The sequence below is a fragment of the Streptomyces sp. NPDC006193 genome, assembly GCF_040613915.1.
Lineage (GTDB): Bacteria > Actinomycetota > Actinomycetes > Streptomycetales > Streptomycetaceae > Streptomyces.
Map to the genome: position 1 here is coordinate 1 of NZ_JBEXTB010000046.1, position 22,347 is coordinate 22,347.

General features: G+C 74.8%; 22 protein-coding genes and 1 pseudogene. 12 read left to right on the forward strand and 11 right to left on the reverse strand.

From position 1 onward, the window contains the following. Positions 1–230 (reverse strand): annotated as a pseudogene (locus tag ABZ261_RS28170) (cytochrome ubiquinol oxidase subunit I); the annotation flags it as partial. Further along, positions 227–1,186 carry a cytochrome c oxidase subunit II gene (gene coxB / locus ABZ261_RS28175; protein ID WP_356863947.1) on the reverse strand — a complete coding sequence of 320 codons (960 nt, stop codon included), beginning with the start codon at positions 1,184–1,186 and terminating at the stop codon, positions 227–229. The gene coxB and the pseudogene ABZ261_RS28170, both read right to left, overlap by 4 nt. Positions 1,187–1,466: 280 nt before the next feature. Between coxB and ABZ261_RS28180 the strand changes: the two genes are divergently transcribed. Next, the gene (locus ABZ261_RS28180; protein WP_356863949.1) at positions 1,467–2,843 is read left to right on the forward strand and encodes an aminotransferase class V-fold PLP-dependent enzyme; all 1,377 of its coding nucleotides are present in this window, start codon (positions 1,467–1,469) and stop codon (positions 2,841–2,843) included. 96 nt (positions 2,844–2,939) lie between these two features. On the opposite strand, the gene ABZ261_RS28185 is transcribed toward ABZ261_RS28180, so the two are convergent. After that, positions 2,940–3,914 carry a carbohydrate kinase family protein gene (locus ABZ261_RS28185; RefSeq protein WP_356863951.1) on the reverse strand — a complete coding sequence of 325 codons (975 nt, stop codon included), beginning with the start codon at positions 3,912–3,914 and terminating at the stop codon, positions 2,940–2,942. Positions 3,915–4,043: 129 nt separating this feature from the next. Here ABZ261_RS28185 and ABZ261_RS28190 point away from each other — a divergent pair, with 129 nt between their 5' ends. Next, positions 4,044–4,253 (forward strand): hypothetical protein, encoded by a 210-nt coding sequence (locus ABZ261_RS28190; RefSeq protein ID WP_356863953.1) that lies wholly within the window; start codon positions 4,044–4,046, stop codon positions 4,251–4,253. 393 nt (positions 4,254–4,646) lie between these two features. Then, positions 4,647–6,053 (forward strand): hypothetical protein, encoded by a 1,407-nt coding sequence (locus tag ABZ261_RS28195; RefSeq protein WP_356863955.1) that lies wholly within the window; start codon positions 4,647–4,649, stop codon positions 6,051–6,053. A gap of 99 nt (positions 6,054–6,152) precedes the next feature. Here ABZ261_RS28195 and ABZ261_RS28200 read toward each other — a convergent pair whose 3' ends face one another. Continuing rightward, positions 6,153–6,509, reverse strand: coding sequence for an iron-sulfur cluster assembly accessory protein (locus tag ABZ261_RS28200; protein ID WP_028422454.1), 357 nt, complete (start codon positions 6,507–6,509; stop codon positions 6,153–6,155). Between the two features lie 265 nt (positions 6,510–6,774). On the opposite strand from ABZ261_RS28200, the gene nadA reads away from it, so the two are divergent. After that, positions 6,775–7,959 carry a quinolinate synthase NadA gene (nadA, locus tag ABZ261_RS28205; protein ID WP_356863957.1) on the forward strand — a complete coding sequence of 395 codons (1,185 nt, stop codon included), beginning with the start codon at positions 6,775–6,777 and terminating at the stop codon, positions 7,957–7,959. Positions 7,960–8,010: 51 nt separating this feature from the next. Here the strand turns inward: nadA and ABZ261_RS28210 are convergent, their stop codons facing one another. From ABZ261_RS28210 to ABZ261_RS28225, 4 genes are all read right to left on the reverse strand, one after another. After that, complete coding sequence (locus ABZ261_RS28210) at positions 8,011–8,691, reverse strand: response regulator transcription factor (RefSeq protein ID WP_356863959.1); 681 nt, start codon at positions 8,689–8,691, stop codon at positions 8,011–8,013. Next, entirely contained in the window at positions 8,688–9,902 is a 1,215-nt protein-coding gene (locus ABZ261_RS28215; protein WP_356863961.1) for a histidine kinase, read from the reverse strand. The genes ABZ261_RS28210 and ABZ261_RS28215 overlap by 4 nt, the downstream gene beginning before the upstream one ends. 166 nt (positions 9,903–10,068) lie before the next feature. Next, entirely contained in the window at positions 10,069–10,347 is a 279-nt protein-coding gene (locus ABZ261_RS28220; protein ID WP_356863963.1) for a hypothetical protein, read from the reverse strand. Positions 10,348–10,384: 37 nt separating this feature from the next. Further along, a complete protein-coding gene (locus ABZ261_RS28225; protein WP_356863965.1) occupies positions 10,385–11,164 on the reverse strand; it encodes a PspA/IM30 family protein in 780 nt (259 codons plus the stop codon). Positions 11,165–11,445: 281 nt separating this feature from the next. Here ABZ261_RS28225 and ABZ261_RS28230 point away from each other — a divergent pair, with 281 nt between their 5' ends. The 3 genes from ABZ261_RS28230 (at position 11,446) to ABZ261_RS28240 (ending at position 13,987) form a co-directional block, all read left to right on the forward strand. Further along, positions 11,446–12,072, forward strand: coding sequence for a DUF3043 domain-containing protein (locus tag ABZ261_RS28230; RefSeq protein WP_356863966.1), 627 nt, complete (start codon positions 11,446–11,448; stop codon positions 12,070–12,072). Between the two features lie 83 nt (positions 12,073–12,155). Next, a complete protein-coding gene (locus tag ABZ261_RS28235) occupies positions 12,156–12,857 on the forward strand; it encodes a methyltransferase domain-containing protein (protein WP_356864004.1) in 702 nt (233 codons plus the stop codon). 56 nt (positions 12,858–12,913) lie between these two features. After that, the gene (locus tag ABZ261_RS28240; protein WP_356863968.1) at positions 12,914–13,987 is read left to right on the forward strand and encodes a trypsin-like peptidase domain-containing protein; all 1,074 of its coding nucleotides are present in this window, start codon (positions 12,914–12,916) and stop codon (positions 13,985–13,987) included. A 33-nt stretch (positions 13,988–14,020) separates the two neighbouring features. Here the strand turns inward: ABZ261_RS28240 and ABZ261_RS28245 are convergent, their stop codons facing one another. Further along, positions 14,021–14,230: a hypothetical protein gene (locus tag ABZ261_RS28245; protein ID WP_356863970.1), complete on the reverse strand. Its 210-nt coding sequence runs from the start codon at positions 14,228–14,230 to the stop codon at positions 14,021–14,023. A 204-nt stretch (positions 14,231–14,434) separates the two neighbouring features. On the opposite strand from ABZ261_RS28245, the gene ABZ261_RS28250 reads away from it, so the two are divergent. Beyond that, entirely contained in the window at positions 14,435–15,634 is a 1,200-nt protein-coding gene (locus ABZ261_RS28250) for a bifunctional adenosylcobinamide kinase/adenosylcobinamide-phosphate guanylyltransferase (protein ID WP_356863971.1), read from the forward strand. Between the two features lie 36 nt (positions 15,635–15,670). Here ABZ261_RS28250 and ABZ261_RS28255 read toward each other — a convergent pair whose 3' ends face one another. Next, positions 15,671–16,654 carry a class I SAM-dependent methyltransferase gene (locus ABZ261_RS28255; RefSeq protein ID WP_356863973.1) on the reverse strand — a complete coding sequence of 328 codons (984 nt, stop codon included), beginning with the start codon at positions 16,652–16,654 and terminating at the stop codon, positions 15,671–15,673. A gap of 133 nt (positions 16,655–16,787) precedes the next feature. Between ABZ261_RS28255 and cobT the strand changes: the two genes are divergently transcribed. From cobT to ABZ261_RS28270, 3 genes are all read left to right on the forward strand, one after another. Continuing rightward, the gene (gene cobT / locus ABZ261_RS28260) at positions 16,788–17,990 is read left to right on the forward strand and encodes a nicotinate-nucleotide--dimethylbenzimidazole phosphoribosyltransferase (RefSeq protein WP_356863975.1); all 1,203 of its coding nucleotides are present in this window, start codon (positions 16,788–16,790) and stop codon (positions 17,988–17,990) included. Positions 17,991–18,117: 127 nt separating this feature from the next. Further along, complete coding sequence (locus ABZ261_RS28265; protein WP_356863977.1) at positions 18,118–19,908, forward strand: phosphatidylglycerol lysyltransferase domain-containing protein; 1,791 nt, start codon at positions 18,118–18,120, stop codon at positions 19,906–19,908. Positions 19,909–19,918: 10 nt separating this feature from the next. Further along, entirely contained in the window at positions 19,919–20,650 is a 732-nt protein-coding gene (locus ABZ261_RS28270) for a hypothetical protein (RefSeq protein WP_356863978.1), read from the forward strand. Here the strand turns inward: ABZ261_RS28270 and ABZ261_RS28275 are convergent. Next, positions 20,590–21,354: a hypothetical protein gene (locus ABZ261_RS28275; protein ID WP_356863980.1), complete on the reverse strand. Its 765-nt coding sequence runs from the start codon at positions 21,352–21,354 to the stop codon at positions 20,590–20,592. The two genes, ABZ261_RS28270 and ABZ261_RS28275, sit on opposite strands and share 61 nt — an antisense overlap. Positions 21,355–21,441: 87 nt before the next feature. On the opposite strand from ABZ261_RS28275, the gene ABZ261_RS28280 reads away from it, so the two are divergent. Further along, a complete protein-coding gene (locus tag ABZ261_RS28280; protein ID WP_356863982.1) occupies positions 21,442–22,266 on the forward strand; it encodes an adenosylcobinamide-GDP ribazoletransferase in 825 nt (274 codons plus the stop codon). Positions 22,267–22,347: the final 81 nt, after the last annotated feature.

Below are 22,347 nucleotides of genomic sequence, written 5' to 3' on the forward strand. Positions count from 1 at the left end.
ACCTGCAGACCCGGCCGGGCCAGCTCGGCGCGCATGAGCAGCGCCATCACGCCACCGATCAGGAAGAACGCGAACGACGTCGCCAGATACAGCGTACCGATCGTCTTGTGATCGGTGGTCGTCAGCCACTTCACCACGACATTGCCAGGCTGCTTGCGCCGGACCGGCAGCTCGTTCTCGTACGAGTCCTCAGCTGCCGCGGCACCCTGGGGTTCGTTGAGGATGCTCACAGGTTGTTCGTCCTCTGGTTCTTCTCGTGGCTCGTCTGCGCGATGCCGGCCGGAATGTAACCGGTCTGCCCCTTCTGCGCGAGCTCCCTGAGGTGCTGCTCGTAGCGCTCGGGGGAGACGACCTTCACGTTGAACAGCATCCGCGAGTGGTCGACGCCGCAGAGCTCAGCGCACTTGCCGAGGAAGGTGCCCTCCTTGTTGGGGGTCACCTGGAAGGCGTTGGTGTGGCCCGGGATGACGTCCTGCTTCATCAGGAACGGCACCACCCAGAAGGAGTGGATGACGTCCCGCGAGGTCAGGACGAAGCGCACCGTCTTGCCCTTGGGCAGCCAGAGCGTCGGGCCCGGGTTGCCGGTCTGCGGGTTCCGGGTGCCGGGCGTGCCGACGTCGTAGACGCCGCCGGCCTTCGCCGGGAACTGGTCCCGCAGCTTGTCCGGAATGGCGTTCAGATTCTTGTCGGTCCTGGCGTCACCGGTGGAACCGGGGACGTCGGCGATGTAGTTGAAGCCCCAGCTCCACTGGAAGCCCACCACGTTGACCGTGACGTCGGGCTTCTTCGAGGTGTCGAGGAGCTTCGACTCGTCCCGGGCCGTGAAGTAGAAGAGCACCGAGATGATGATGATCGGGACCACTGTGTACAGGGCCTCGATCGGCATGTTGTAACGGGTCTGCGGAGGTACTTCGACCTTCGTGCGACTGCGCCGGTGGAAGAAAGCACTCCACAGGATCAGGCCCCACACCAGCACGCCGACGGCGAGCGCGGCAGCCCAGGAACCCTGCCACAGGGAGAGGATCCGCGGAGCCTCTTCCGTGGTCGGGGTGGGCATGCCAAGGCGGGGGAAGTCCTTGTATGTGCAACCGGTTGCGGTCGCCAGGACCAGGCCCGCGGTCAGTGCCTGCAGCAGCTTCCGCCGCATCGGGCGCCGCGGCGAGCGGTCGGAGCCGTTGGGACTCACGTAGCGCCTTCCCGAGAGTCTCGCCCGCGCGGTTGGCTGCGGCCTTCTCGCTGGTCGGTCGCCGCCCTGCGTCGGGCAGGGGTTTGGATGTTTATGCGGAGCAAACCCTAGCCCACCCTCTCCGAGGGTTCGCGAGGAGGGGTGCCTACTGAACCGGGTCGTTCGCTTGATCGGCGGCCGGGGAGTCGTCGGGGCCGGTCGCGCCCTGTGGCGGTACCGCCGGCGCCACCGCCCGGCACCCTTCGGGGCACCGCTCCGGGCGGCGGTCTAGCGTGGCCGCATGGCCTACTTCGACGCTGCTTCCGCCGCTCCCCTCCACCCCGTGGCCCGCCAGGCCCTGTCGGCCTCCCTGGACGAGGGATGGGCCGATCCGGCCCGGCTCCACCGGGAGGGGCGCAAGGCGCGGATGCTGCTGGACGCCGCGCGGGAGGCGGCCGCCGAGGCCGTCGGCTGCCGGGCGGACGAGGTGGTGTTCACCTCCTCCGGCACCCGGGCCGTGCACACGGGCGTCGCCGGGGCGCTGGCCGGGCGGCGGCGGGTGGGACGCCACCTGATCGTGTCCGCCGTCGAACACTCCTGCGTCCTCCATTCGGCGCAGGTGTGGGAGGCGGAGGGCGGGCCGGTCACCCGGATCCCCGTGGACCGGACGGGCGCCGTCGACCCGTCGGCCTACGCCGCCGCGCTGCGCCCGGACACCGCGCTGGCCTGCCTGCAGTCGGCCAACCACGAGGTGGGAACCGTGCAGCCGGTGGCCGAGGTGGCCGGGGCGTGCCGGGCGGCCGGGGTGCCGCTGCTGGTGGACGCGGCGCAGTCGCTGGGGTGGGGACCGGTCGGCGGCGACTGGTCCCTGCTGACGGCGAGCGCGCACAAGTGGGGCGGGCCGCCGGGGGTCGGGCTGCTCGTCGTGCGCAAGGGGGTGCGGTTCGCCGCTCCGGGACCGGTGGACGAACGGGAGTCGGGCCGGGCGCCCGGCTTCGAGAACATCCCGGCGATCGTCGCGGCCGTGGCCTCGCTGCGCGCCGTGCGGGCCGAGGCCGACCGGGAGGCGGCACGGCTGCGGGCGCTGACCGAGCGGATCCGGGCGCGGGTGCCGGAACTGGTGCCGGACGCGGAGGTGGTGGGCGACGCGGAGCGGCGGCTGCCGGGCATCGTCACCTTCTCGTGCCTGTACGTCGACGGGGAGGCGCTGCTGCACGAGCTGGACCGGGCCGGTTTCTCGGTCTCCTCCGGCTCCTCCTGCACGAGCAGCACGCTGACGCCCAGCCATGTGCTGGAGGCGATGGGCGTGCTGAGCGAGGGCAACGTACGGGTGTCCCTGCCGCCGGGCGCGGCGGAGGCGGACGTCGAGCGCTTCCTGCAGGTCCTGCCGGGCGCGGTGGCCGGCGTGCGGGAGAAACTGGGCGCGGCGGCCCCCGCGACGGCCGTCCGGGCGCGGGAGCTGCTCGTCGACTCCCTCGGCAAGCGGTGCCCGATCCCGGTCATCGAGCTGGCCAAGGTGATCGGGGACGTGCCGGTGGGCGGCACCGTACGGGTGCTGTCCGACGACGAGGCCGCCCGGCTGGACATTCCGGCGTGGTGCGAGATGCGGGGGCAGGAGTACGCCGGGGAGGAACCGGCGGAGCGGGGCGTGGCGTACCTGGTCCGCAGGGTGTCCTGACAGCGGCCGGGCGGAGAGGGGCGGCGCCGCCGGGGGCGCGGGACGGACGCGGCCGGACCCGCGCACCCGCGGCCGGCGCCGGTGCGGCCGGCGCGCTCAGCGCAGGTGGGCCTGCACCTCTTCGGCGGCCGCTTCCCCGTACGCCTTGGTGAACCGCTGCATGAAGTGGCCCCGGCGCAGCTGGTACTCCTGCGTGCCGACGGTCTCGATGACGAGCGTGGCGAGCATGCACCCGACCTGCGCCGCCCGCTCCAGCGAAACCCCCCAGGCCAGCCCGGAGAGGAATCCCGCGCGGAAGGCGTCGCCGACGCCGGTGGGGTCGGCCTTGAGCTCCTCGTCCGGGCAGCCGACCTCGATCGGGTCCTGGCCGGTCCGCTCGATGCGGACGCCGCGCGAGCCGAGCGTGGTGACGCGGTGGCCGACCCGGGACAGGATCTCGGCGTCGCTCCAGCCGGTCTTCGCCTCGATGAGCCCCTTCTCGTACTCGTTGGAGAAGAGGTAGGTCGCCCCGTCCAGCAGTATCCGGATCTCCTCGCCCTCCATACGGGCGATCTGCTGGGAGAAGTCGGCCGCGAAGGGGATGGCGCGGGAGCGGCACTCCTCGGTGTGGCGGAGCATCGCCTCCGGGTCGTCGGCGCCGATGAGGACCAGGTCGAGGCCGCCCACGCGGTCCGCGACGGTCTTCAGCTCGATCTGGCGGGCCTCGCTCATCGCACCGGTGTAGAAGGAGCCGATCTGGTTGTGGTCGGCGTCGGTGGTGCACACGAAGCGGGCGGTGTGCAGGGTCTCGGAGATGCGGACCGACTCGGTGTCCACGCCGTGCCGGTCGAGCCAGGCCCGGTACTCGTCGAAGTCGAAGCCGGCGGCGCCGACCAGGATCGGCCGGGTGCCGAGCTGGCCCATGCCGAAGGCGATGTTCGCGCCGACGCCGCCCCGGCGCACGTCGAGGTTGTCGACCAGGAAGGAGAGCGAGACCGTGTGCAGCTGGTCCGCGACGAACTGGTCGGCGAAGCGGCCGGGGAAGGTCATGAGGTGGTCGGTGGCGATGGAGCCGGTGACTGCGATGCGCACGTCGGCATTCTCCTGCGGGAGGCTGGGTTGACAGTTCACGCTACCCGGTCGGGAGCCGCTGCTGAAGCTGGCGAAACTACCCGATAGTAGATCTTTCTTCGCGGCCGGTGACGTGCCTACGGTGCGGTCATGACGAACCTCAAGGTCACCTCCCACGCCCCGGCGGACCTCGACGGCGGACTCGCCGCGCTGCGCGGCGACTGCGCCCGGATGGCCCCGCACTGGGCGGTCCCGGAGCCCGCCGAGCCCGGGCCCGTGCCGCCGTCCTCGATCCACGGGGTGACCGTGCCCGTGCGGTCCGCGCGGCTGCTGGACGCGATGTCGGACTACGGCGACTGACGCGCCCGCGGGCACGCCCGGGAACCGTGCGCTCCCCTGCCGCGTCCCATCGCCGTCCCCCGCGCAGGGGACGCGGGACACGACCCAGCGAGGAGCGATGCGGTGAACACCGAGCGGCCTGAGAACTCCCGGCACGCGGAGGTTCCCGCGGCCCCCCAGGAATCCCCGGCCGAGCCCGCCCGGCCTGCGGCGGCCGGGGTCACCGAGGCTCACCGGGCTCCCGAGGCCACGGGGGCGGCCGGAACCCGGGCGGCCGCGGCCGCCGAGGCCGCCCGCGCCGTGGAGGCCGGGGAGGCCTCTCGGGCGGCCGGGCCCGTCGGGGCGCCGCGTGCCTCCGAGGAAGCCGGAGAGGCCGGGGACGGGCGCGGGCGGCGGCGGTCCTCCGCCTTTGCCGTGTCCGTCGCCGCCGCGGCCGTGCTGCTGGCCGGCGGCGGTGGCGCGTACCTCGCCGCGGACGGCGGCACGGGCGTCCGCGCGGGCGGCCCGGCCGCCTCCGGCGGCGGCGCTCCCCCGCCGCTGGCCCTGGACGGCTGGGCGGCGGGCCCCACCGCCGGCATCGCGCCCGGGGAGCCCGATCCGTACGGCGTCCGGTACGTGGCGCGGGGCGAGCTGCCCGACGGGCCCGGCTCGGCGCCCGTGTACGAGCCGAGGGCGGAGGTCGGCCGGGAACAGGTGGCCCGGCTGGCGAAGGCGCTCGGGATCGACGGGGCGCCGGTGGCCGAGGGGCGGACCTGGCGGGCCGGCGGGCCGGACGGGTCAGGGCCGCGCCTGCAGGTCGGCCGGGACGCGCCGGGCGCCTGGACGTTCAGCCGGTACGCGCCCGGCACCGACGACTGCCGGAAGGTGACCGTCTGCACCCGGGACCCGGGCGCCCCGGCGGGCGAGCCGGTGAGCGCGGCCGCCGCCGAGAGGGCGGCGGCGCCGGTGCTGAAGGCGGCGGGGCTCGGCGGCGCGAGGATCGACGCGGGCCGGGTCATGGGCGCCCGGCGGGTGGTCGACGCCGACCCGGTGGTCGGCGGGCTGCCCACCTACGGCTGGACGACCGGCCTGACCGTCGGCCGGCAGGGCGCGCTGGTCGGCGGGCACGGGCTGCTGGCCGCGCCGGTGAAGGGCGACGTGTATCCCGTGCTGGACGCGCGCAGGACGCTGGAGCTGCTGAACGGGGCGAAGGACGGCCGGCGGACGGGGACCGGCGGCTGCGCCGGTCCGGCGGCGCCGGAGGACCGGCCGGAGGGGTCCTGCGGGGCGTCCACCGGGACGCCGGGGCGGGCCGCGGCCACGGTCACCGTGCAGAAGGCGGAGTTCGGGCTGGCCGCGCACTCCGTCGGCGGCCGGCAGACGCTGGTGCCGTCCTGGCTGTTCCGGGTGCGGGGATCCGCGGCCGGCGAGACGTACACGGTGACGTACCCGGCGGTCGACCCGGCGTACCTGGCGCCGGCGTCCCCGTCCCCGGCGCTCCCCTCCGCGGCGCCGGAGGGGCCCGGGACGCCCGGGCGGAGCCGGGGCGTGAAGGTGAACGCCTACACGGCCGACGGGCGCACGCTGTCCCTGGGCTTCACCGGCGGGGTCTGCGCCGACTACAAGACCTCGGTGCGGGAGAGCGGCGGCCGGGTGACGGTGAAGGTCGTGGAGAGGCCCTGGCCGGGCAAGGTCTGCGTGCTGATCGCCAAGCAGTATGTGAAGACCGTGACGCTGGACGCGCCGCTGGGCGGGCGGACGGTGGTCGGTGAGGACGGCGGGCGGATCCCCGCGGCGAAGCCGGGCACGTTGCGTCCGGACGCGTCGGCGCGGCCGCGCTGAACCGCTCCCGGACGGGCGAAGGCGGGGACGGACGAAGGCGGCGGGCCCGGGACAGGGGACCGCCGCCTTTCTCGCACCGCCGGGGTGCGCCCGGTCGGCTCAGCTGAAGGAGTCGCCGCAGGCGCAGGAGCCGGTCGCGTTCGGGTTGTCGATCGTGAAGCCCTGCTTCTCGATGGTGTCCACGAAGTCGATGGTGGCGCCGCCCAGGTAGGGGGCGCTCATGCGGTCGGTGACCACCTTGACTCCGCCGAAGTCCTTCTCCACGTCGCCGTCGAGCGAGCGCTCGTCGAAGAAGAGCTGGTAGCGCAGGCCGGAGCAGCCGCCGGGCTGGACGGCGACGCGCAGCGCCAGGTCGTCGCGGCCTTCCTGGTCGAGCAGGGCCTTGACCTTGGCCGCGGCGGCGTCGGTCAGGATGATGCCGTCGGTGACGGTGGTGGTCTCGTCCGATACGGACATCTACATCTCTCCCGGGTTGTACGGAGACTGCTTGCCGACGAGTGCAACCGGCGCCTTCGCGGATTCATTCCGGGCCGGGCAGTCGCGTGGTCGCGTTTCGTGTTCCTTCTTCATGCTCGCACATGCCCCGCAAGGCGGACAGCGGCCTCGAGGGGGACCCGAGACGGGATTCACGTCACATCGACGCTATGGCCATCGTCAAAGTGACATGAAGCGGTTATGATAGATAGCGTCAGTTAGACGAAAAGTAGAAAGGGTGCGTGTGGTGACCACCGCCCAGACCCCGGAGCTCGACGTGCAGCCGACGCCGCTCGCCCTGCTGCTGCTCGGCCGTGAGGCCGACCCCAGGAGCGAGCGGGGCGTCGAGTGTCCCGGTGACCTGCCGTCGCCGTCCGACCCCGATCTGGTCGAGCGCGCCCGCGCGGCCAAGGAGAAGCTCGGCGACAAGGTCTTCGTGCTCGGCCACCACTACCAGCGCGACGAGGTCATCCAGTTCGCCGACGTCACGGGCGACTCCTTCAAGCTGGCCCGGGACGCGGCCGCGCGCCCGGAGGCCGAGTACATCGTCTTCTGCGGTGTGCACTTCATGGCCGAGTCGGCGGACATCCTCACCTCCGACGACCAGAAGGTCGTCCTGCCCGACCTCGCCGCCGGCTGCTCCATGGCCGACATGGCGACGGCCGAGCAGGTCGCGGAGTGCTGGGACGTGCTGACCGAGGCCGGGATCGCCGAGCAGGTCGTCCCGGTCTCGTACATGAACTCCTCCGCCGACATCAAGGCGTTCACGGGCAAGCACGGCGGCACCATCTGCACCTCCTCCAACGCCCGGCGCGCCCTGGACTGGGCCTTCGAGCAGGGGGAAAAGGTGCTGTTCCTGCCGGACCAGCACCTGGGCCGCAACACCGCCGTCCGGGACATGGGCATGTCCCTGGACGACTGCGTGGTCTACAACCCGCACAAGCCGAACGGCGGCCTGACCGCCGACGAGCTGCGCGCGGCCAAGATGATCCTGTGGCGCGGCCACTGCTCGGTGCACGGCCGCTTCAACCTGGACTCCGTCCAGGACGTCCGCGCGCGCATCCCCGGCGTGAACGTCCTCGTGCACCCGGAGTGCCGGCACGAGGTCGTGGCCGCGGCGGACCACGTCGGCTCGACCGAGTACATCATCAAGACCCTGGAGGCCGCCCCGGCCGGCTCCAAGTGGGCCGTCGGCACGGAGCTGAACCTGGTCCGCCGCCTGGCGAATCGTTTCGCGCCCGAGGGCAAGGAGGTCGTCTTCCTCGACAGGACGGTCTGCTTCTGCTCGACCATGAACCGCATCGACCTGCCGCACCTGGTCTGGGCCCTGGAGTCCCTGGCCGAGGGCAACCTGGTCAACCGCATCCAGGTCGACAAGGAGACGGAGGCGTTCGCCAAGCTGGCGCTGGAGCGGATGCTGGCGCTGCCGTAGCCGCGGCGGTGCGACGCGCGCCGGGGCCGCGCCCTCGGGGGCGGCCCCGGTTCACTCGGTCCGGGGACGCACCAGCCCCGATTCGTACGCGATCACCACGAGCTGCGCCCGGTCCCGCGCGCCGAGCTTGGCCATGGCCCGGTTGACGTGCGTCTTCACCGTCAGCGGGCTGACCGCGAGGCGTTCGGCGATCTCGTCGTTGGAGTGGCCGCCGGCGACCTGGACGAGGACCTCCCGCTCCCTGCCGGTGAGCGCGCCGAGCCGCTCCGCGCGGGCGGGGTCCGGGCCGTGGCCGTCGCCGCCCTGGGCGAGGAAACGGGCGATCAGGCCCTTGGTGGCCGCCGGGGACAGCAGCGCCTCGCCGCCTGCGGCGACCCGGATGGCGTTGAGCAGTTCCGCCGGCTCGCTGCCCTTGCCGAGGAAGCCGGAGGCCCCGGCCCGCAGAGCCTGGACGACGTGGTCGTCGACCTCGAAGGTGGTCAGGATGACCACGCGGACCTGCCCGAGGCGGGGGTCGGCGCTGATGCGGCGGGTGGCGGCGAGACCGTCGGCGCCGGGCATCCGGATGTCCATGAGGACCACGTCCGGGGTGTGCTCCCGGGCCAGCCGCACCGCCTCCGCACCGTCGGCGGCCTCCCCCACCACCTCCATGTCGGGCTCGGAGTCGACCAGCACCCGGAACGCGCTGCGCAGCAGCGCCTGATCGTCGGCGAGCAGGACGCGGATCGTCATGCGGACTCCCCCTGGGCCGTCGTCTTGACGGGCAGGATCGCATGGACGCGGAAGCCGCCGCCGTAGCGGGGCCCGGTGGTCAGGGTGCCGCCGAGCGCGGCGACCCGCTCGCGCATGCCGAGCAGCCCGTGCCCGCCGCCGTCCCCGGGCGGGCCGGGCCTGCCCGGGCCGTCGTCGAGGACGGTGAGCTCCACGTGCGGTCCGACGCGCACCACGCTCACCTCGGCCCGCGCATGCGGACCCGCGTGCTTGCGCACGTTGGTCAGCGCCTCCTGGACGATCCGGTAGGCGGCCAGGTCGACGGCGGCGGGCAGCGCGGTGCCCTGGTCGGTGCGGGCGACGTCCACCGGGAGACCCGCGCTGCGGAAGGTGGCGACGAGTTCCTCCAGACGGTCCAGTCCCGGGGCGGGTTCGGTGGGGGCCGCCGGATCGCCGGACTGGCGGAGCAGGCCGACGGTGGCGCGGAGCTCGTCGAGCGCGCTGCGGCTGGCCTCGCGGACGTGGGCGAGGGCCTCCTTGGCCTGGTCGGGGCGCTTGTCGATGACGTGCGCGGCGACACCGGCCTGCACGTTGACCAGGGCGATGAGGTGGGCGACGACGTCGTGCAGATCACGGGCGATGCGCAGCCGCTCCTCCGCGACGCGGCGGCGGGCCTCCTCCTCGCGGGTGCGTTCGGCGCGTTCGGCGCGGTCCCGGATGGCCTGGACGACCGCGCGGCGGCTGCGTACGGCGTCCCCCGCGGTGGCGCCGATACCGGTCCAGGCGAGGACGCCGAGGTTCTCCTGGGCGTACCAGGGCAGCGGTCCGGCCAGCACGGCGGCGGCCGTCAGCACGGTCGTGGTGAGCAGGCCGAGGCGCCAGGTGGTGGCGCGGTCCGTGGTCGCGGCCACGGTGTACAGGGCGACGACGGCGGACATCGCGACCGGGGCGCGCGGGTCGCCGGTGACGCACTCGACCAGGGAGACGGTGCCGGTGACGGCGAGGACCGCCTTCGGGGCGCGGCGGCGCAGGACGAGGGCCGCGGCGCCGAGCAGCATGAGGAGCAGGCTGAGGGGCTCGGGGGTGCGCAGCCCCCAGGTGACGCCGTTCTCGCCTCTCGGTATGACGAAGGAGCCGGCGGCCATGCAGACGAGGACGCCCGCGGCGAGGGCCGCGTCGAGGACGAGCGGGTGGGCCTTGAGTCGGCGGCGTGCGCCGTCCAGGGTGCTCACGGGTGAACAGTACGGCGCGCGCAGTGGGCCGGGCAGGGCGATCGGGGTGCCGCCGTGCCCCCCTGTGCGCCCCCGCGCCGCCACCGGTTAGCGAGAGCCGCGGCTCCTCGGCCGGCGGCGCGCCGGCCGCCCGGCGCCGTCCCCTCGGCCGGGGACCGGCCGCGGGTCAGCCGGGGATCAGCCCGCCGTCGCCGAGCAGCTCCCGTACTTCCTCCAGCGTCGCGTCGGCCGACGGCAGGATCAGTTCCGACGGCTCCAGCGACGCGTCCGGCAGCGGCGTGCCGAGCCGGCGGACGGCGTCCAGCAGGGCGGTGAGAGTGCGGCGGAAGCCCTCGCCGTCGCCGCTCTCCACCTCGGCCAGCAGTTCGTCGTCCAGCTCGTCCAGCTCGGCGAGGTGGGCGTCGTCCAGCCTCACCTGGCCCTCCCCCATGATCCGTACGATCACTTCGGCCTCCTCGGCTCGGGCCCCGGCGCCGGACGGGTCACTGCTTGTCGAAGCGCGGGGTGTCCTGCGGCTGCTGCTGGGACTGCGGCTGCCCGGCGCCGCCCTCGATGGCCTGCTGAGAGGAGCCTCCGGCCAGCTCGGCCTTCATGCGCTGCAGTTCCAGCTCTACATCCGTACCACCGGAGAGCCGGTCCAGCTCGGCCTGGAGGTCGTCCTTGTGCATGCCGGACGGGTCGTCCAGGGCGCCGGAGGCGAGCAGTTCGTCGATGGCGCCGGCCCGGGCCTGCAGCTGTGCGGTCTTGTCCTCGGCGCGCTGGATGGCCAGGCCGACGTCGCCCATCTCCTCGGAGATGCCCGAGAAGGCCTCGCCGATGCGGGTCTGGGCCTGGGCGGCGGTGTAGGTGGCCTTGATGGTCTCCTTCTTCGTGCGGAAGGCGTCCACCTTCGCCTGGAGGCGCTGGGCCGCCAGGGTGAGCTTCTCCTCCTCGCCCTGGAGGGTCGCGTGCTGCGTCTCGAGGTCCGTCACCTGCTGCTGGAGGGCGGCGCGCCGGGACAGCGCTTCGCGGGCCAGGTCCTCGCGGCCGAGGGCGAGCGCCTTGCGGCCCTGGTCCTCCAGCTTGGAGGACTGCTGCTGCAGCTGGTTGAGCTGGAGCTCCAGGCGCTTGCGGCTGGTCGCCACGTCGGCGACGCCGCGCCGCACCTTCTGCAGCAGCTCCAGCTGCTTCTGGTAGGAGTAATCGAGGGTTTCGCGCGGGTCCTCGGCCCGGTCAAGGGCCTTGTTCGCCTTCGCGCGGAAGATCATCCCCATACGCTTCATGACACCGCTCATGGGCTTCGCGCGCCCCCTTCTGACGGACTCCAGCTCACCGATCCTGCGACAGAACCCACAGTACGGGCCCTGTCTCCATTACCGCACTGTTCGGGGAGTGATGCGCTCATCCCCGAGGACGACTGCGGACCGCGCCGCTCCGGCGCAGGGAGTAGGTGACCCACCCATGGCGCCCCCTCCGCGCCCGCCCGGGCCTCCCTCTGCGTGCCCGCCCCGTCCCCCTACAGACGTCCGGCGTTGCCGGATCGTTCCCCACCGGGCGGCCGTCCATGCCCGGGCAGCCCTTACCCTTGGGTTTTGTGTTCCGTAGCCGTGCCAAGGAAGAGAAGGCCCCCGCCGACAAGGCGGTGGTGACCGACTCCAAGCAGCCCCGTGACCCGCAGGCCCCGAAGGGCCGGCCCACGCCCAAGCGCAGCCAGGCCCAGTCCCGGCGCCGCAGCGTCGCCAACACGCCGACGTCCCGCAAGGAGGCCGCGAGGCGTCAGCGCGAGGAGCGGCGGCAGGCGCTGGAGCGCCAGCGGCAGGCGCTGGCCGGCGGTGACGAGCGGTACCTCCCGGCCCGCGACCGGGGCCCGGTCCGCCGCTTCGCCCGCGACTGGGTGGACTCGCGGTTCAACGTGGCGGAGTTCTTCCTGCCGCTCGCCGTCGTGATCCTCGTGCTGAGCGTGGTGCGGGTGCCCTCCGTCCAGACGATCGCGCTGCTGCTGTGGCTGGTGGTGATCGTGCTGATCGTGCTGGACGCGGCGGTCAGCGGCTTCGGGCTGAGGAAGCGGCTCAAGGAGCGCTTCGGGGACGAGAACACGCGCGGCGCGGTCGCCTACGCGCTGATGCGCTCCCTCCAGATGCGCCGGCTCCGGCTGCCGAAGCCGCAGGTCAAGCGCGGAGAGCGGCCCTGAGCGCTGACGCTTTCGCCGGGGGTGCGGCCGATGCCCGGCCCCACGGGCCGGGCGGTCTGCGCGACGTGGTGCGGCAGGAGCTGGTGGCCCGGCAGCTGGACGAGCAGATAGCCGGGCGGTTCCCGGTCGGCCGGCGCCTGCGGGTGCTCGACGTGGGAATGGGCCGCGGCACGCAGGCGCTGCGGCTGGCCCGGCTCGGCCACCAGGTGACCGGCATGGAGCGGGATGCGGGGCTGATCGCCGCCGCCCGCGAAACCGTGGCCCGGGAACCGGAGGGCATCCGGGAGAGGGTCCGGCTGATGCAGGGCGACGGCCGGGACACCGGCGTGCACTTCCTGCCGGGCAGCTTCGACGTGGTGCTCTGCCACGACGTGCTGATGCACGTGGAGGAACCCGACCCGGTGGTGGCGGGCCTGGCCCGGGTGCTGGCCCCCGGCGGCCTGCTCTCCCTGCTGGTGCGCAACGGCGACGCGCTCGCCATGCGGCCCGGTCTCGCCGGTGACTGGCCGGGCGCCCTGGCCGCCTTCGACAGCACCGCCCACCGCCCCCACTCCGGCCTGGACCTCCGGGCCGACCGGCTGGCCGCGCTCACCGCCACCCTCGACGGCATCGCGGCCCCGCTGCACGCCTGGTACGGCGTCCGCGTCTTCACGGACACGACGGCGGACGACGCGGCGGTCCCCGACGACCTTCAGACGCTGCTGGCGGTGGAGGAGCGGGCCGGCCGCACCGACCCCTACCGCGGGGTGGCGGCGCTGCTGCATCTGTGCGGCGTACGCGGCTGAGCCCGTTCGGGGCAACAGCGCGGGCCGGGTGATCACCGTGCGGTGAGACTCGGGGCATGGACGTTTCCCGTACCCGTGCCCGGGCGAGGGCCGCCGCGGCCGCCGCGCTGGTGTGCGGCGCGGTCCTCGCCGCCGGCTGCACCGCCCCCGCCGTCCCGGCCGGGCCGGCCACCGCGCGGACCGCCCGGGCGGCCGCGCCGATGGCCGCGGAGGACCTGCAGAGCCGCTACCAGAAGGTGATCAGGGAGGTCCTGCCGTCGGTCGTGCAGATCCGGGCGCGCGACGACCTGGGCTCCGGGGTGGTGTACGACGGCAAGGGGCACATCGTCACCAACGCGCACGTGGTGGGGCCGGAGAAGACCTTCCAGGTGACCACGGCCAACAGCGAGGAGCCGTTGACCGCGAGCCTGGTCTACTCCTACCCCGAGCAGGACCTCGCCGTCATCAGGCTGGACAGGCTGCCGGCCGGGCTGAAGCCGGCGGTGCTCGGCGACTCGGAGAAGGTCGAGGTCGGCCAGATCGTGCTGGCGATGGGCTCGCCGCTGGGGCTGTCGTCCAGCGTGACCCAGGGCATCGTCTCGGCGACCGGACGGACCGTCAGCGAGGGCGACGCGGGCGGAGGCACGGGCGCGACCATCGCCAACATGGTGCAGACGTCGGCCGCCATCAACCCCGGCAACAGCGGCGGCGCCCTGGTCGACCTGGACGGGCGGGTCATCGGCATCCCGACGCTCGCCGCGGCCGACCCGAGCCTCGGCAACAGCGCGGCGCCCGGCATCGGGTTCGCAATCCCGGCGTCCATGGTGAAGACGGTCGCCGAGCAGATCGTCAAGGAGGGCAAGGTCGTCGACTCCGGGCGGGCGGCCCTCGACATCACCGCCCGGACGGTCGTGGACGACCGCTACCGGCCGGCCGGGGCGGCGGTGGTCAGCGTCCGCGGCGGCGGCGCGGCCGACCGGGCGGGGCTGCGGCCCGGCGACATCATCACCGCGCTGGGCGACCGGGCCGTCACCACCGTCACCTCGCTCGCCGAGGCGCTGGCGGCGGACAGGCCGGGGCAGCGGACGACGGTGACGTTCCAGCGGGACGGCGCGCGGCGCACGGCGCAGGTGACGCTGGGCGAGCAGTGAGGAGGGGGGCCGCCCCTCCTCACCGCCGGCAGGTCACGCGTCGGCGTGCAGGCTCATCGGCCCGTAGATCTCGGTGTTCTCCTCGAACAGCCGCACCTGGTCGGCGCCGCCCTCCTGGAGCGCCTTCCAGTGCTCGCCGATCCAGGACTCGGCATCCCCCTGCGTGGTGAACTCCTCGGGCTGCACGGCGGGCTGGACCGCCGTCCCGTCGGCCTTCTCGAACCGCCACGTCCATGCCGTCATGTGGGCCTCCTTTGATCCAACACGTGCCCGCAGCGTATGCGCTGCGCCGGGCCGGCCGTCAGACCACCTCGGCGCCGACGGGAGCGCACGGGCGCGGCCGCTCCCCCGGCCGTCCCCCGTGAGGGGGCGTACCGGCGCGGTCCCGCGCCCCCCGCGCGGGGCCGCGGATGAGCGCTGCCCGTGCGGACAGGCGAAAATCGGTCCGTGGACGTCACTCTGCTCGGTACCGGTGCCCCCGCGGGCCTGCCTCGCCCCGACTGCTCCTGCGCCGCCTGCGCGACCGCGCTCGGGCCGGACGCGCGGGCCGCGACCGCGGCGCTCGTGGACGGGGCGCTGCTGCTCGACCTGACGCCGGGTGCGGCGTTCGCCGCGGCCCGTGCCGGGCATTCGCTGGGCGGGGTGCGGCAGGTGCTGCTGTCGCATCCGCACAACGGGCCGGCGGTGGAGGTGCCGGCCGGGCTGCCGCAGCCCGGACGGGTGCCGGACGGGCGGGAGTTGGCGCTGCTGACGGGGCATCGGGTGCGGGCCCTCGCGATGGACGCGGGCGGCACCGGGTACGCGGTGACCGGGCCGGACGGGCAGCGGCTGCTGTACCTGCCGCCGGGCGGGGCGCCGGCCGGCCCGCAGGAGGCGGCGGAGCCGTACGACATGGTGCTGCTGGACGTCGTGGGCCGCCCCGACGCGCTGGCCCGGCTCCGCGCGGCCGGCTGGGCCGGCCCGACGACGGACGTGCTCGCCGTCCACCTGGACCACGACGTGCCGCCCGGCGCGGAGTTGCGGCGCCGGCTCGCGGCGGCCGGGGCGCGGGCGGTGCCGGACGGCACGACGCTGGTGGTCGGGGCGTACGAGGAGGTGCCGGACGTGCCGCGCCGGACGCTGGTGCTCGGCGGGGCCCGCTCGGGCAAGTCGGTGGAGGCGGAGCGGCGGCTGGAGGCGTTCCCGGACGTGCTGTACGTGGCGACGGGCGGCACGCGGGGCGGGGACGCCGAGTGGGCGTCCCGGGTGGCCGCGCACCGGGAGCGGCGGCCGGGGTCGTGGCGGACGGCGGAGACGACGGACCTGGTGCCGGTGCTCGCGCAGGACGGCCCGCCGGTGCTGATCGACTGCCTGTCGCTGTGGCTGACGGACGTCATGGACGCGGTCGGGGCGTGGGACGACGCGGAGTGGGCGGGCGGCGGCGAGAAGGCGCTGCGGGAGCGGGTGCGGGAACTGACGTCGGCGCTGCGCTCCACCCGGCGGACCGTGGTGGCCGTCTCCAACGAGGTGGGCTCGGGCATCGTGCCGGCGACCGCCTCCGGGCGGCGGTACCGGGACGAACTGGGCCGGCTGAACGCGGCGTTCGCGGACGAGTGCGAGCACCTGGTGCTGGTGGTCGCGGGTCAGGCCCTGGTGCTGCGGGGGTGAGTGGCGCGGTGCGCGGCGGCCGGCGGTGTGCCGCGCTCAGCGCACCTCCTTCCGCGCCACGACCCGGTACGCGTTCGAGAAGCGCGTGCGCCGGAACAGCGGGGCGCACCCTCGGTCCAGGACCGAGGCCAGCGCCCGCGCCGGCGCGGCCGCCCACCGGATCGCCGGGTGGACGTGGGTCAGGGACAGGGCGACGGCCGCCGACAGGTCGTATGGCACGTGCGGGTCCCGGCGGTCCGTGACCAGCACCGCGCAGCCCCGGGCCTCGAGTTCCGCGCGGAGGTTGGCCAGGGGCACCAGGTGCAGGTGGCGGGGCTGGCCGTGGGGCAGCCACCGCTTGCCGAGGAGCAGGGCGAACAGGCAGCGCGGGTCGGGCGCTTCGACGACGAGGTGCCCGCCGGGGCGCAGCACCGTCAGCGCGGCCCGCAGTTCGGCGCGCGGGTCGGGCACGTGCTCCAGATGGCGGAACATGCTGACCACGTCGTAGCGGCCGGCCAGCCGGTCCGCCGTCCCCGGGGTCGTCAGAAGACCCCGGTGCGCCTCCTCCACGCGGCCCTCCAGCAGCGCCTGCTCCACGCGGGCCGTCGGGTCCAGCCCGTCGAAGCTGGTGTACGGGAAGAACTCCTTCGCCGCCTCGGGGAAGCGGCCGTGGCCGGTGCCGACGTCGAGCCAGCTCTCCGGTTCGCGCAGCGCCGACAGGCGCCGGGCGGCGGCGCGGTGCCGGCGCCGGACCGCGCGGGCGGAGAGGAGGGGGGCGGAGAACTCCTCCAGGTGCCTCTCGTAGAAGTCACGGTGGAAGAAGGCGTGCCCCTCCGCGGTGAGCCGGGGGTTCTGGAAGACGTGGGCGCAGTCGCGGCACGCGTCGAGGACGAAGGTGCCGGGCCGGTGCCGCAGCGGGTCGGGCGCGCGCAGCCGGGTGCGCAGACGGCGCGAGCCGCACCAGGGGCAGTCCTCGCGGCGCGGCTCGTGGAAGGGATCGGACGGGGCGGTGGTCCGGCCGGTGAGGGGCGAGGTCGGCATGGGCGGCTCCCTGTGCGACATTCCGCTGCAAAGCGGAACGTATGGGATACCGACGTGAGGTGCAACGACGCCGCCTCGGCGCGGTGGCGGTGTGGCGGGGAGGGCTGCGCCGGCTGGCGGTACTGTTCGGCGAATGAGCAGGATTGATCTGGACGACTTCACCGATCTGATCGAGCGCCCGGACGGGGGCGTGCGCCGTGACGCCGAGGCCCGGCGGGAGCGCCAGATCGTGCCGCCGGGGGCGCTGGGCCGCCTCGACGAGCTGGGCGAGTGGCTGGCCGCCGCGCAGGGCGCCGTACCGGTGCGGCCCATCGAGCGGCCCCGGGTGGTGCTGTTCGCCGGTGACCACGGCATCGCCGGGCTGGGCGTCTCGGCGCGGCCCGCGGGCGGCGCGGAGCGCCTGGTGCGGGCGGTGCTGGAGGGAACGAGTCCGGTGGCCGTGCTGGCCCGCCGGCTGGAGGTGCCCGTACGGGTCGTGGACATGGCCCTGGACTGTGCGCCGGACGCCTTCCCGCAGGACGTCGTGCGGCACCGGGTGCGGCGCGGCAGCGGCCGTATCGACGTCGAGGACGCGCTCACCGAGGAGGAGGCCGAGGCGGCGCTGCGCGCGGGTGTCGCGGTCGCCGACGAGGAGGCCGACTCGGGGACCGATCTGGTGCTGCTCGGCGACGTCAGCGTGGGCGGCACCACGGCGGCCGCGGTGCTCGTCGCCGCGCTGTGCGGAACCGACGCGTCCGTGGTGACCGGGCGGGGCGGGCTCGCGATCGACGACCTGGCGTGGATGCGCAAGTGCGCCGCGGTGCGGGACGCGCTGCGGCGGGCCCGGCCGGTGCTCGGGGACCAGATGCGGCTGCTGGCGGCCGTGGGCGGGGCGGACCTCGCGGCGATGACCGGGTTCCTGCTGCAGTGCGCCGTGCGGAAGCTGCCGGTCGTGCTCGACGGGGTGGTGGCCGCGGCGTGCGCGCTGGTCGCGCAGCGGGTCGCGTTCCGGGCGCCGGACTGGTGGCTGGCCGGGCACGACAGCGGCGAGCCGGCACAGGCGAAGGCGCTGGACCGGATGGCCCTGGAGCCGCTGCTGGAGCAGGGGGTGAAGGTCGGCGAGGGCGTGGGCGCGCTGCTGGCGCTGCCGCTGGTCCGGGCCGCGGCCGCGCTCGCCGCCGAACTGCCCGAGCGGCCGGAACAGCCGGAACAGCCGGAACAGCCGGGCGAGGATGCACTGCCGGGGCGGGCGGAGCGGCCGGAGGCCGGGCAGGGGACGGGGAAGGCGCAGGAGCCGGACAAGGAAGACAAGGAAGACAACGAAGAGGGGGAAGAGAAGACGGGGACGGCGGAGTAGCCGGAGCGCACCCGCACGACGTGCCGGTCCGCGCGGCGGCGCGCGGTGACCGGCGGAGGAGAGCCCGCACCCCCACCCAGGCTGGAATGTCCTGTTCGCCGGAGCTGCGCACCTATGATCCTGTGTCATGGGAGATGCCCGAATTGCCGTGGAGCAGCGAGCCGAGCCGGAGCGGGCGGGCGAGCGGGCGCGGCGGTCCACCGGGGTCTCCCGGCGGGCCGCCGCGTTCGCCGTCTGGTACCTGCGGACCGTCGCCTCCATCAACTTCCTCAGCGGAGTGTGGGTCTCGCTCGGCCAGGACGTGCGCCGGCACAACCAGGACGACCTCTTCACGCCGTACCTGCTGACGGCCGGCTTCGCCTCCGGTGTCTTCACCGCCTTCCTGGCGATCACCATGCGGCGCCGCAAGCGGGCCGCCTGGATCCTCAACCTCGTGATGAGCGGGCTGTTCCTGGCCCTGTTCACCTTCGCGATGACGTTCCCGGAGATCCGCGGGTACGCGCAGAACTGGGTCTCGCTGGCGCTGACGGCCGCCTTCGTGGGCGCGCTGCTCCTCGGGCGCCGGGAGTTCTACGCCAAGGGCGACCGGTCCAACCCCCGGCTCGCGGCCACGGTGGCCGTCGGCGGCGGGCTCGCCGCGAGCCTGCTGGCCGGGCTGCTGGTGACGGTCACCGACCGGGCTCCGGACACGGCCCGTTCCACGTTCGCGGAGCGCTGGCACTACGGCGCCCTGCGGCTGGTGTCCGTGGCCGCCGAGGAGTCACGCTTCCCGGGGATCGACCCGCCCACCTGGGCGAACGTGGTGATCAACGTGCTCAGCACGGCGCTCGTCCTCGCCGTCGGCTACGCCGCGTTCCGCTCCCGGCGCGCCGTGGACCCGCTCACCGAGGACGACGAGAAGCGGCTGCGGGCCCTGCTGGAGCGGCACGGCGAGCGGGACTCCCTCGGCTACTTCGCGCTGCGCCGGGAGAAGAGCGTGGTGTGGTCGCCGACCGGGAAGGCGGCCGTCGCCTACCGGGTGGTCGGCGGCGTGAGCCTCGCGTCCGGCGATCCCCTCGGTGACCCGGAGGCCTGGCCGGGGGCGATCGCGCCGTGGCTCGCCCAGGCACGGGCGCACGGGTGGATCCCGGCGGTCATGGGGGCGAGCGAGGAGGCGGGCACGGTCTACGCCCGGCACGGTCTGGACGCGCTGGAACTCGGGGACGAGGCCATCGTGGACGTCGCCGAGTTCACCCTGGAGGGGCGGGCGATGCGCACCGTCCGGCAGGCTCACAACCGGGTGAAGCGGGCCGGGTACCGGGTGCGCGTCCGGCGGCACGAGGACATCCCGGCCGGTGAGATGGCCTCCCTGGTCGAGCGCGCCGACCACTGGCGCGACGGGGCGACCGAACGCGGGTTCAGCATGGCGCTCGGCCGGCTCGGCGACCCCGGGGACGGCCGGTGCGTGATGTGCGAGTGCACCGACGCCCAGGGGCGGCTGCGGGCGCTGCTCTCCTTCGTGCCGTGGGGGCCGCACGGGCTGTCGCTCGACCTGATGCGGCGCGACCGGGACTCCGACAACGGGCTGATGGAGTTCATGGTCATCGAGCTGCTGCGGCAGGCCGGCGAGATCGGGATCACGCAGGTCTCGCTCAACTTCGCGATGTTCCGGTCGGTCTTCGAACGTGGCGCGCGCCTCGGGGCCGGACCGGTGCTGAGGCTGTGGCGGTCGCTGCTCAGCTTCTTCTCCCGCTGGTGGCAGATCGAGTCGCTGTACCGCGCCAACGCCAAGTACCGGCCCATCTGGGAGCCGCGGTTCCTGCTCTTCGAGAAGAGCGCGGACCTGCCGCGCATCGGCCTCGCCTCGGCCCGCGCGGAGGGCTTCCTGCGGGGCCTGCCGACGTGGCTGCGGCGCGGCCACCTGGACACGCACCGGTGAGGGACGCCCGATGAACACGCTCGCCCGCTGGGCCCGTGCCGAGTGGGGGCCGCTGTGCGCCGCCGCGCGCGGACCCCTGCGCCGGCGGGGGCCGCGGGCGCTCCCGATGACCCTCGCGGCGGTGTGCCTGACGGCGCTGCTGCAGTACGCGCAGAACCGGCCGTGGGGCTACGAGGTGGTGCAGGACCTGGGCGCCGTCCGGGCCGGGGACCCGCTGGGGGCCGCCCTGCTGCGCACTCCCCTGTCGCTGTTCGTGCCGGCGCCGGACCTGCCGGTGTGGGGGGCGCTGGCGCAGATCCTGCTGGTGTTCGGGATCGCCGAGGTGTGCCTGGGGCGGTGGCGGACGCTGGTCATCGCCTACGCCGCCACGCTCGCCGGCACCCTGTACGCGCGCGTCGGCGTCACCCTCGGCCCGCACGCCCCGTTCGGGCTGCCGTGGACCGACGGCCAGGTGGTGGACACCGGCCCGTCGGCCGCCGTCGTGGGGCTCGCGGTGTTCACCGGCTGGCGGTACGGCGCCTACGCGACGGTGGGCGCGGTGACCCTGGCGATGGTCGTCGAGGTGCTGGTGAAGGAGAACCTGGCGGGCAAGGAGCACCTGGCCGCGCTGACGGCCGTGGGGCTGCTGTGCCTGTCGGCGGCGCTGCGGCACCGGGGCGGGGGGCTGCCGCGCCCGGCCCCTCACCGGTGGTCGGGCAGGCGCGCCGGGCGGGGGTCGGGCTTGCCGCCGATGAAGTCCTGAAAGGCGCGGCGCGGCCGGGTCCAGCGCCGGTCGTGGCGGTAGGCGCGCAGGGCCGCCCGGGCGCGGGCGCGGGGGCGGCGGCCGTAGAAGCGGCGGGCCCACAGGGAGCCGGGGCGGGCCAGGCGGAGCGCGCCGACGAGCGCGACCAGCGGCACGATCACCCCGAACACCGCGACGCGGGCCTTGCCCTTGACCAGGGCGACGAGGGAGAGGAGGAAGTTCCCGGCGATGCTGGAGACGACCGTGCCCCGGTCCGCCAGCTCGTCCCGGCTGAGGTCGTCGACGCCGAACGGCGCGAATCCGGCGAGCAGCAGGCCGACGAGGGCCGCGGTGAGCACGACGGCCTCGACGCTCTTGCGGCCCTCCTCGGTCCAGTAGACGTCGTCCAGGTGCAGGATCAGCGCGAACTCGTCCAGCACCAGTCCCGCGCCCGCCCCGAACACGACGGCCGCGACGGCCCCGCCGGCGCCGTGCCGGTCGCTGGCCACCGCGCCGAAGCCGCCGACGACGGTGAGGACGACCCCGGGGACGACGTGGTGGATGTGCACGCCGCCCGCCTTGACGTTGCCGAACGGCCCCCTGCCGGCGCGGATCAGGCGGGTGACGGCCCGGGTGAGGACGAAGGTCAGCACGAAGGCGCCGAGGGCGAGCAGCAGCGGAAGCTTGCCCGGCTCCACGATGTTGCGCACCCACCAGTGCCCCATGTGCGCACTTTATCCCCACCGGCCCGCGGGGGCCCGCCGTCCCCGGCGGGGGGGTGGGGGCCCGGGGGCGGCGGGTAGTCTGCGCCGGTGTCCTCGTCCTCCACGTCCTCTCCGTCGTCGTCCTCTCCGTCGTCGTCCTCCGCGTTCGACGGGCTCCGGTTCGCCTTCGGCACGCTCACCGTGCTGCCCGTGCGGGTGCGCCGCTGGGACCGGGGCGCCGCACGCGGGGGCATGCTGTGGGCCCCGCTGGCCGGGCTGGTCGTCGGCGGCTGCGCGGCCGGGCTCGGGCTGCTGCTGCTCGTCCTGGGGGCCGGTCCGCCGCTCGCGGCGGTCGCCTCGGTCGCGGTGCCCGCCGCGCTGACCCGGGGGCTGCACCTCGACGGACTCGCCGACACCGCCGACGGGCTGGGCAGCGGGAAGCCCGCCGAGGACGCCCTCCGGATCATGAAGCAGTCGGACATCGGGCCGTTCGGGGTGCTCACCCTGGTCCTGGTGCTGCTGGCCCAGGCGGCGGTGCTGGCGCAGCTCTACGACGGCTCCTGGGCGCGGGGCGCCCTGGCGGCCGTGGCCTCGGCGGTCGCGGCCCGGCTGGCGCTGACCCTGGCCGCCCGCACCGGCGTCCCGGCCGCCCGCCCGGAGGGACTGGGGGCCGCGGTGGCCGGGGTGGTGCCGAGGGGGGCGGCCCCGGCGCTGGCGGCCGGCGCGGTGGCGGCTGCCGGGGCGGCGGGCGCCTGCCTGGGCGGTCACGACGGCGTCCGCGCCGCCCTTGCGGTGGCCGCCGCCCTCGTCGCCGCCCAGCTGCTGCTGCGCCGCTGCGTCCGCCGCTTCGGCGGGGTCACCGGGGACGTGTTCGGCGCGCTGGCGGAGACGGCGGCGACGACCGCGCTGGCCGTGCTGGCCCTGGGCCCTTAGGACGCTCCGGGCGCCGCACCCCCCGGCCCGCCGCGCTCTCGGGCCGTACGGCGGTTTCCCACGATCCGGCGACATCGCGCG

Bases quoted from the DNA above. Each gene is read 5' to 3' on its own strand.
- ABZ261_RS28180 (WP_356863949.1), top strand. From the start codon at position 1,467: ATGGCCTACTTCGACGCTGCTTCCGCCGCTCCCCTCCACCCCGTGGCC.
- ABZ261_RS28190 (WP_356863953.1), top strand. From the start codon at position 4,044: ATGACGAACCTCAAGGTCACCTCCCACGCCCCGGCGGACCTCGACGGC.
- ABZ261_RS28200 (WP_028422454.1), bottom strand. From the start codon at position 6,509: ATGTCCGTATCGGACGAGACCACCACCGTCACCGACGGCATCATCCTG.
- ABZ261_RS28210 (WP_356863959.1), bottom strand. From the start codon at position 8,691: ATGACGATCCGCGTCCTGCTCGCCGACGATCAGGCGCTGCTGCGCAGC.
- ABZ261_RS28225 (WP_356863965.1), bottom strand. From the start codon at position 11,164: ATGAAGCGTATGGGGATGATCTTCCGCGCGAAGGCGAACAAGGCCCTT.
- ABZ261_RS28230 (WP_356863966.1), top strand. From the start codon at position 11,446: ATGCCCGGGCAGCCCTTACCCTTGGGTTTTGTGTTCCGTAGCCGTGCC.
- ABZ261_RS28240 (WP_356863968.1), top strand. From the start codon at position 12,914: ATGGACGTTTCCCGTACCCGTGCCCGGGCGAGGGCCGCCGCGGCCGCC.
- ABZ261_RS28245 (WP_356863970.1), bottom strand. From the start codon at position 14,230: ATGACGGCATGGACGTGGCGGTTCGAGAAGGCCGACGGGACGGCGGTC.
- ABZ261_RS28255 (WP_356863973.1), bottom strand. From the start codon at position 16,654: ATGCCGACCTCGCCCCTCACCGGCCGGACCACCGCCCCGTCCGATCCC.
- cobT (WP_356863975.1), top strand. From the start codon at position 16,788: ATGAGCAGGATTGATCTGGACGACTTCACCGATCTGATCGAGCGCCCG.
- ABZ261_RS28265 (WP_356863977.1), top strand. From the start codon at position 18,118: ATGGGAGATGCCCGAATTGCCGTGGAGCAGCGAGCCGAGCCGGAGCGG.
- ABZ261_RS28270 (WP_356863978.1), top strand. From the start codon at position 19,919: ATGAACACGCTCGCCCGCTGGGCCCGTGCCGAGTGGGGGCCGCTGTGC.
- ABZ261_RS28275 (WP_356863980.1), bottom strand. From the start codon at position 21,354: ATGGGGCACTGGTGGGTGCGCAACATCGTGGAGCCGGGCAAGCTTCCG.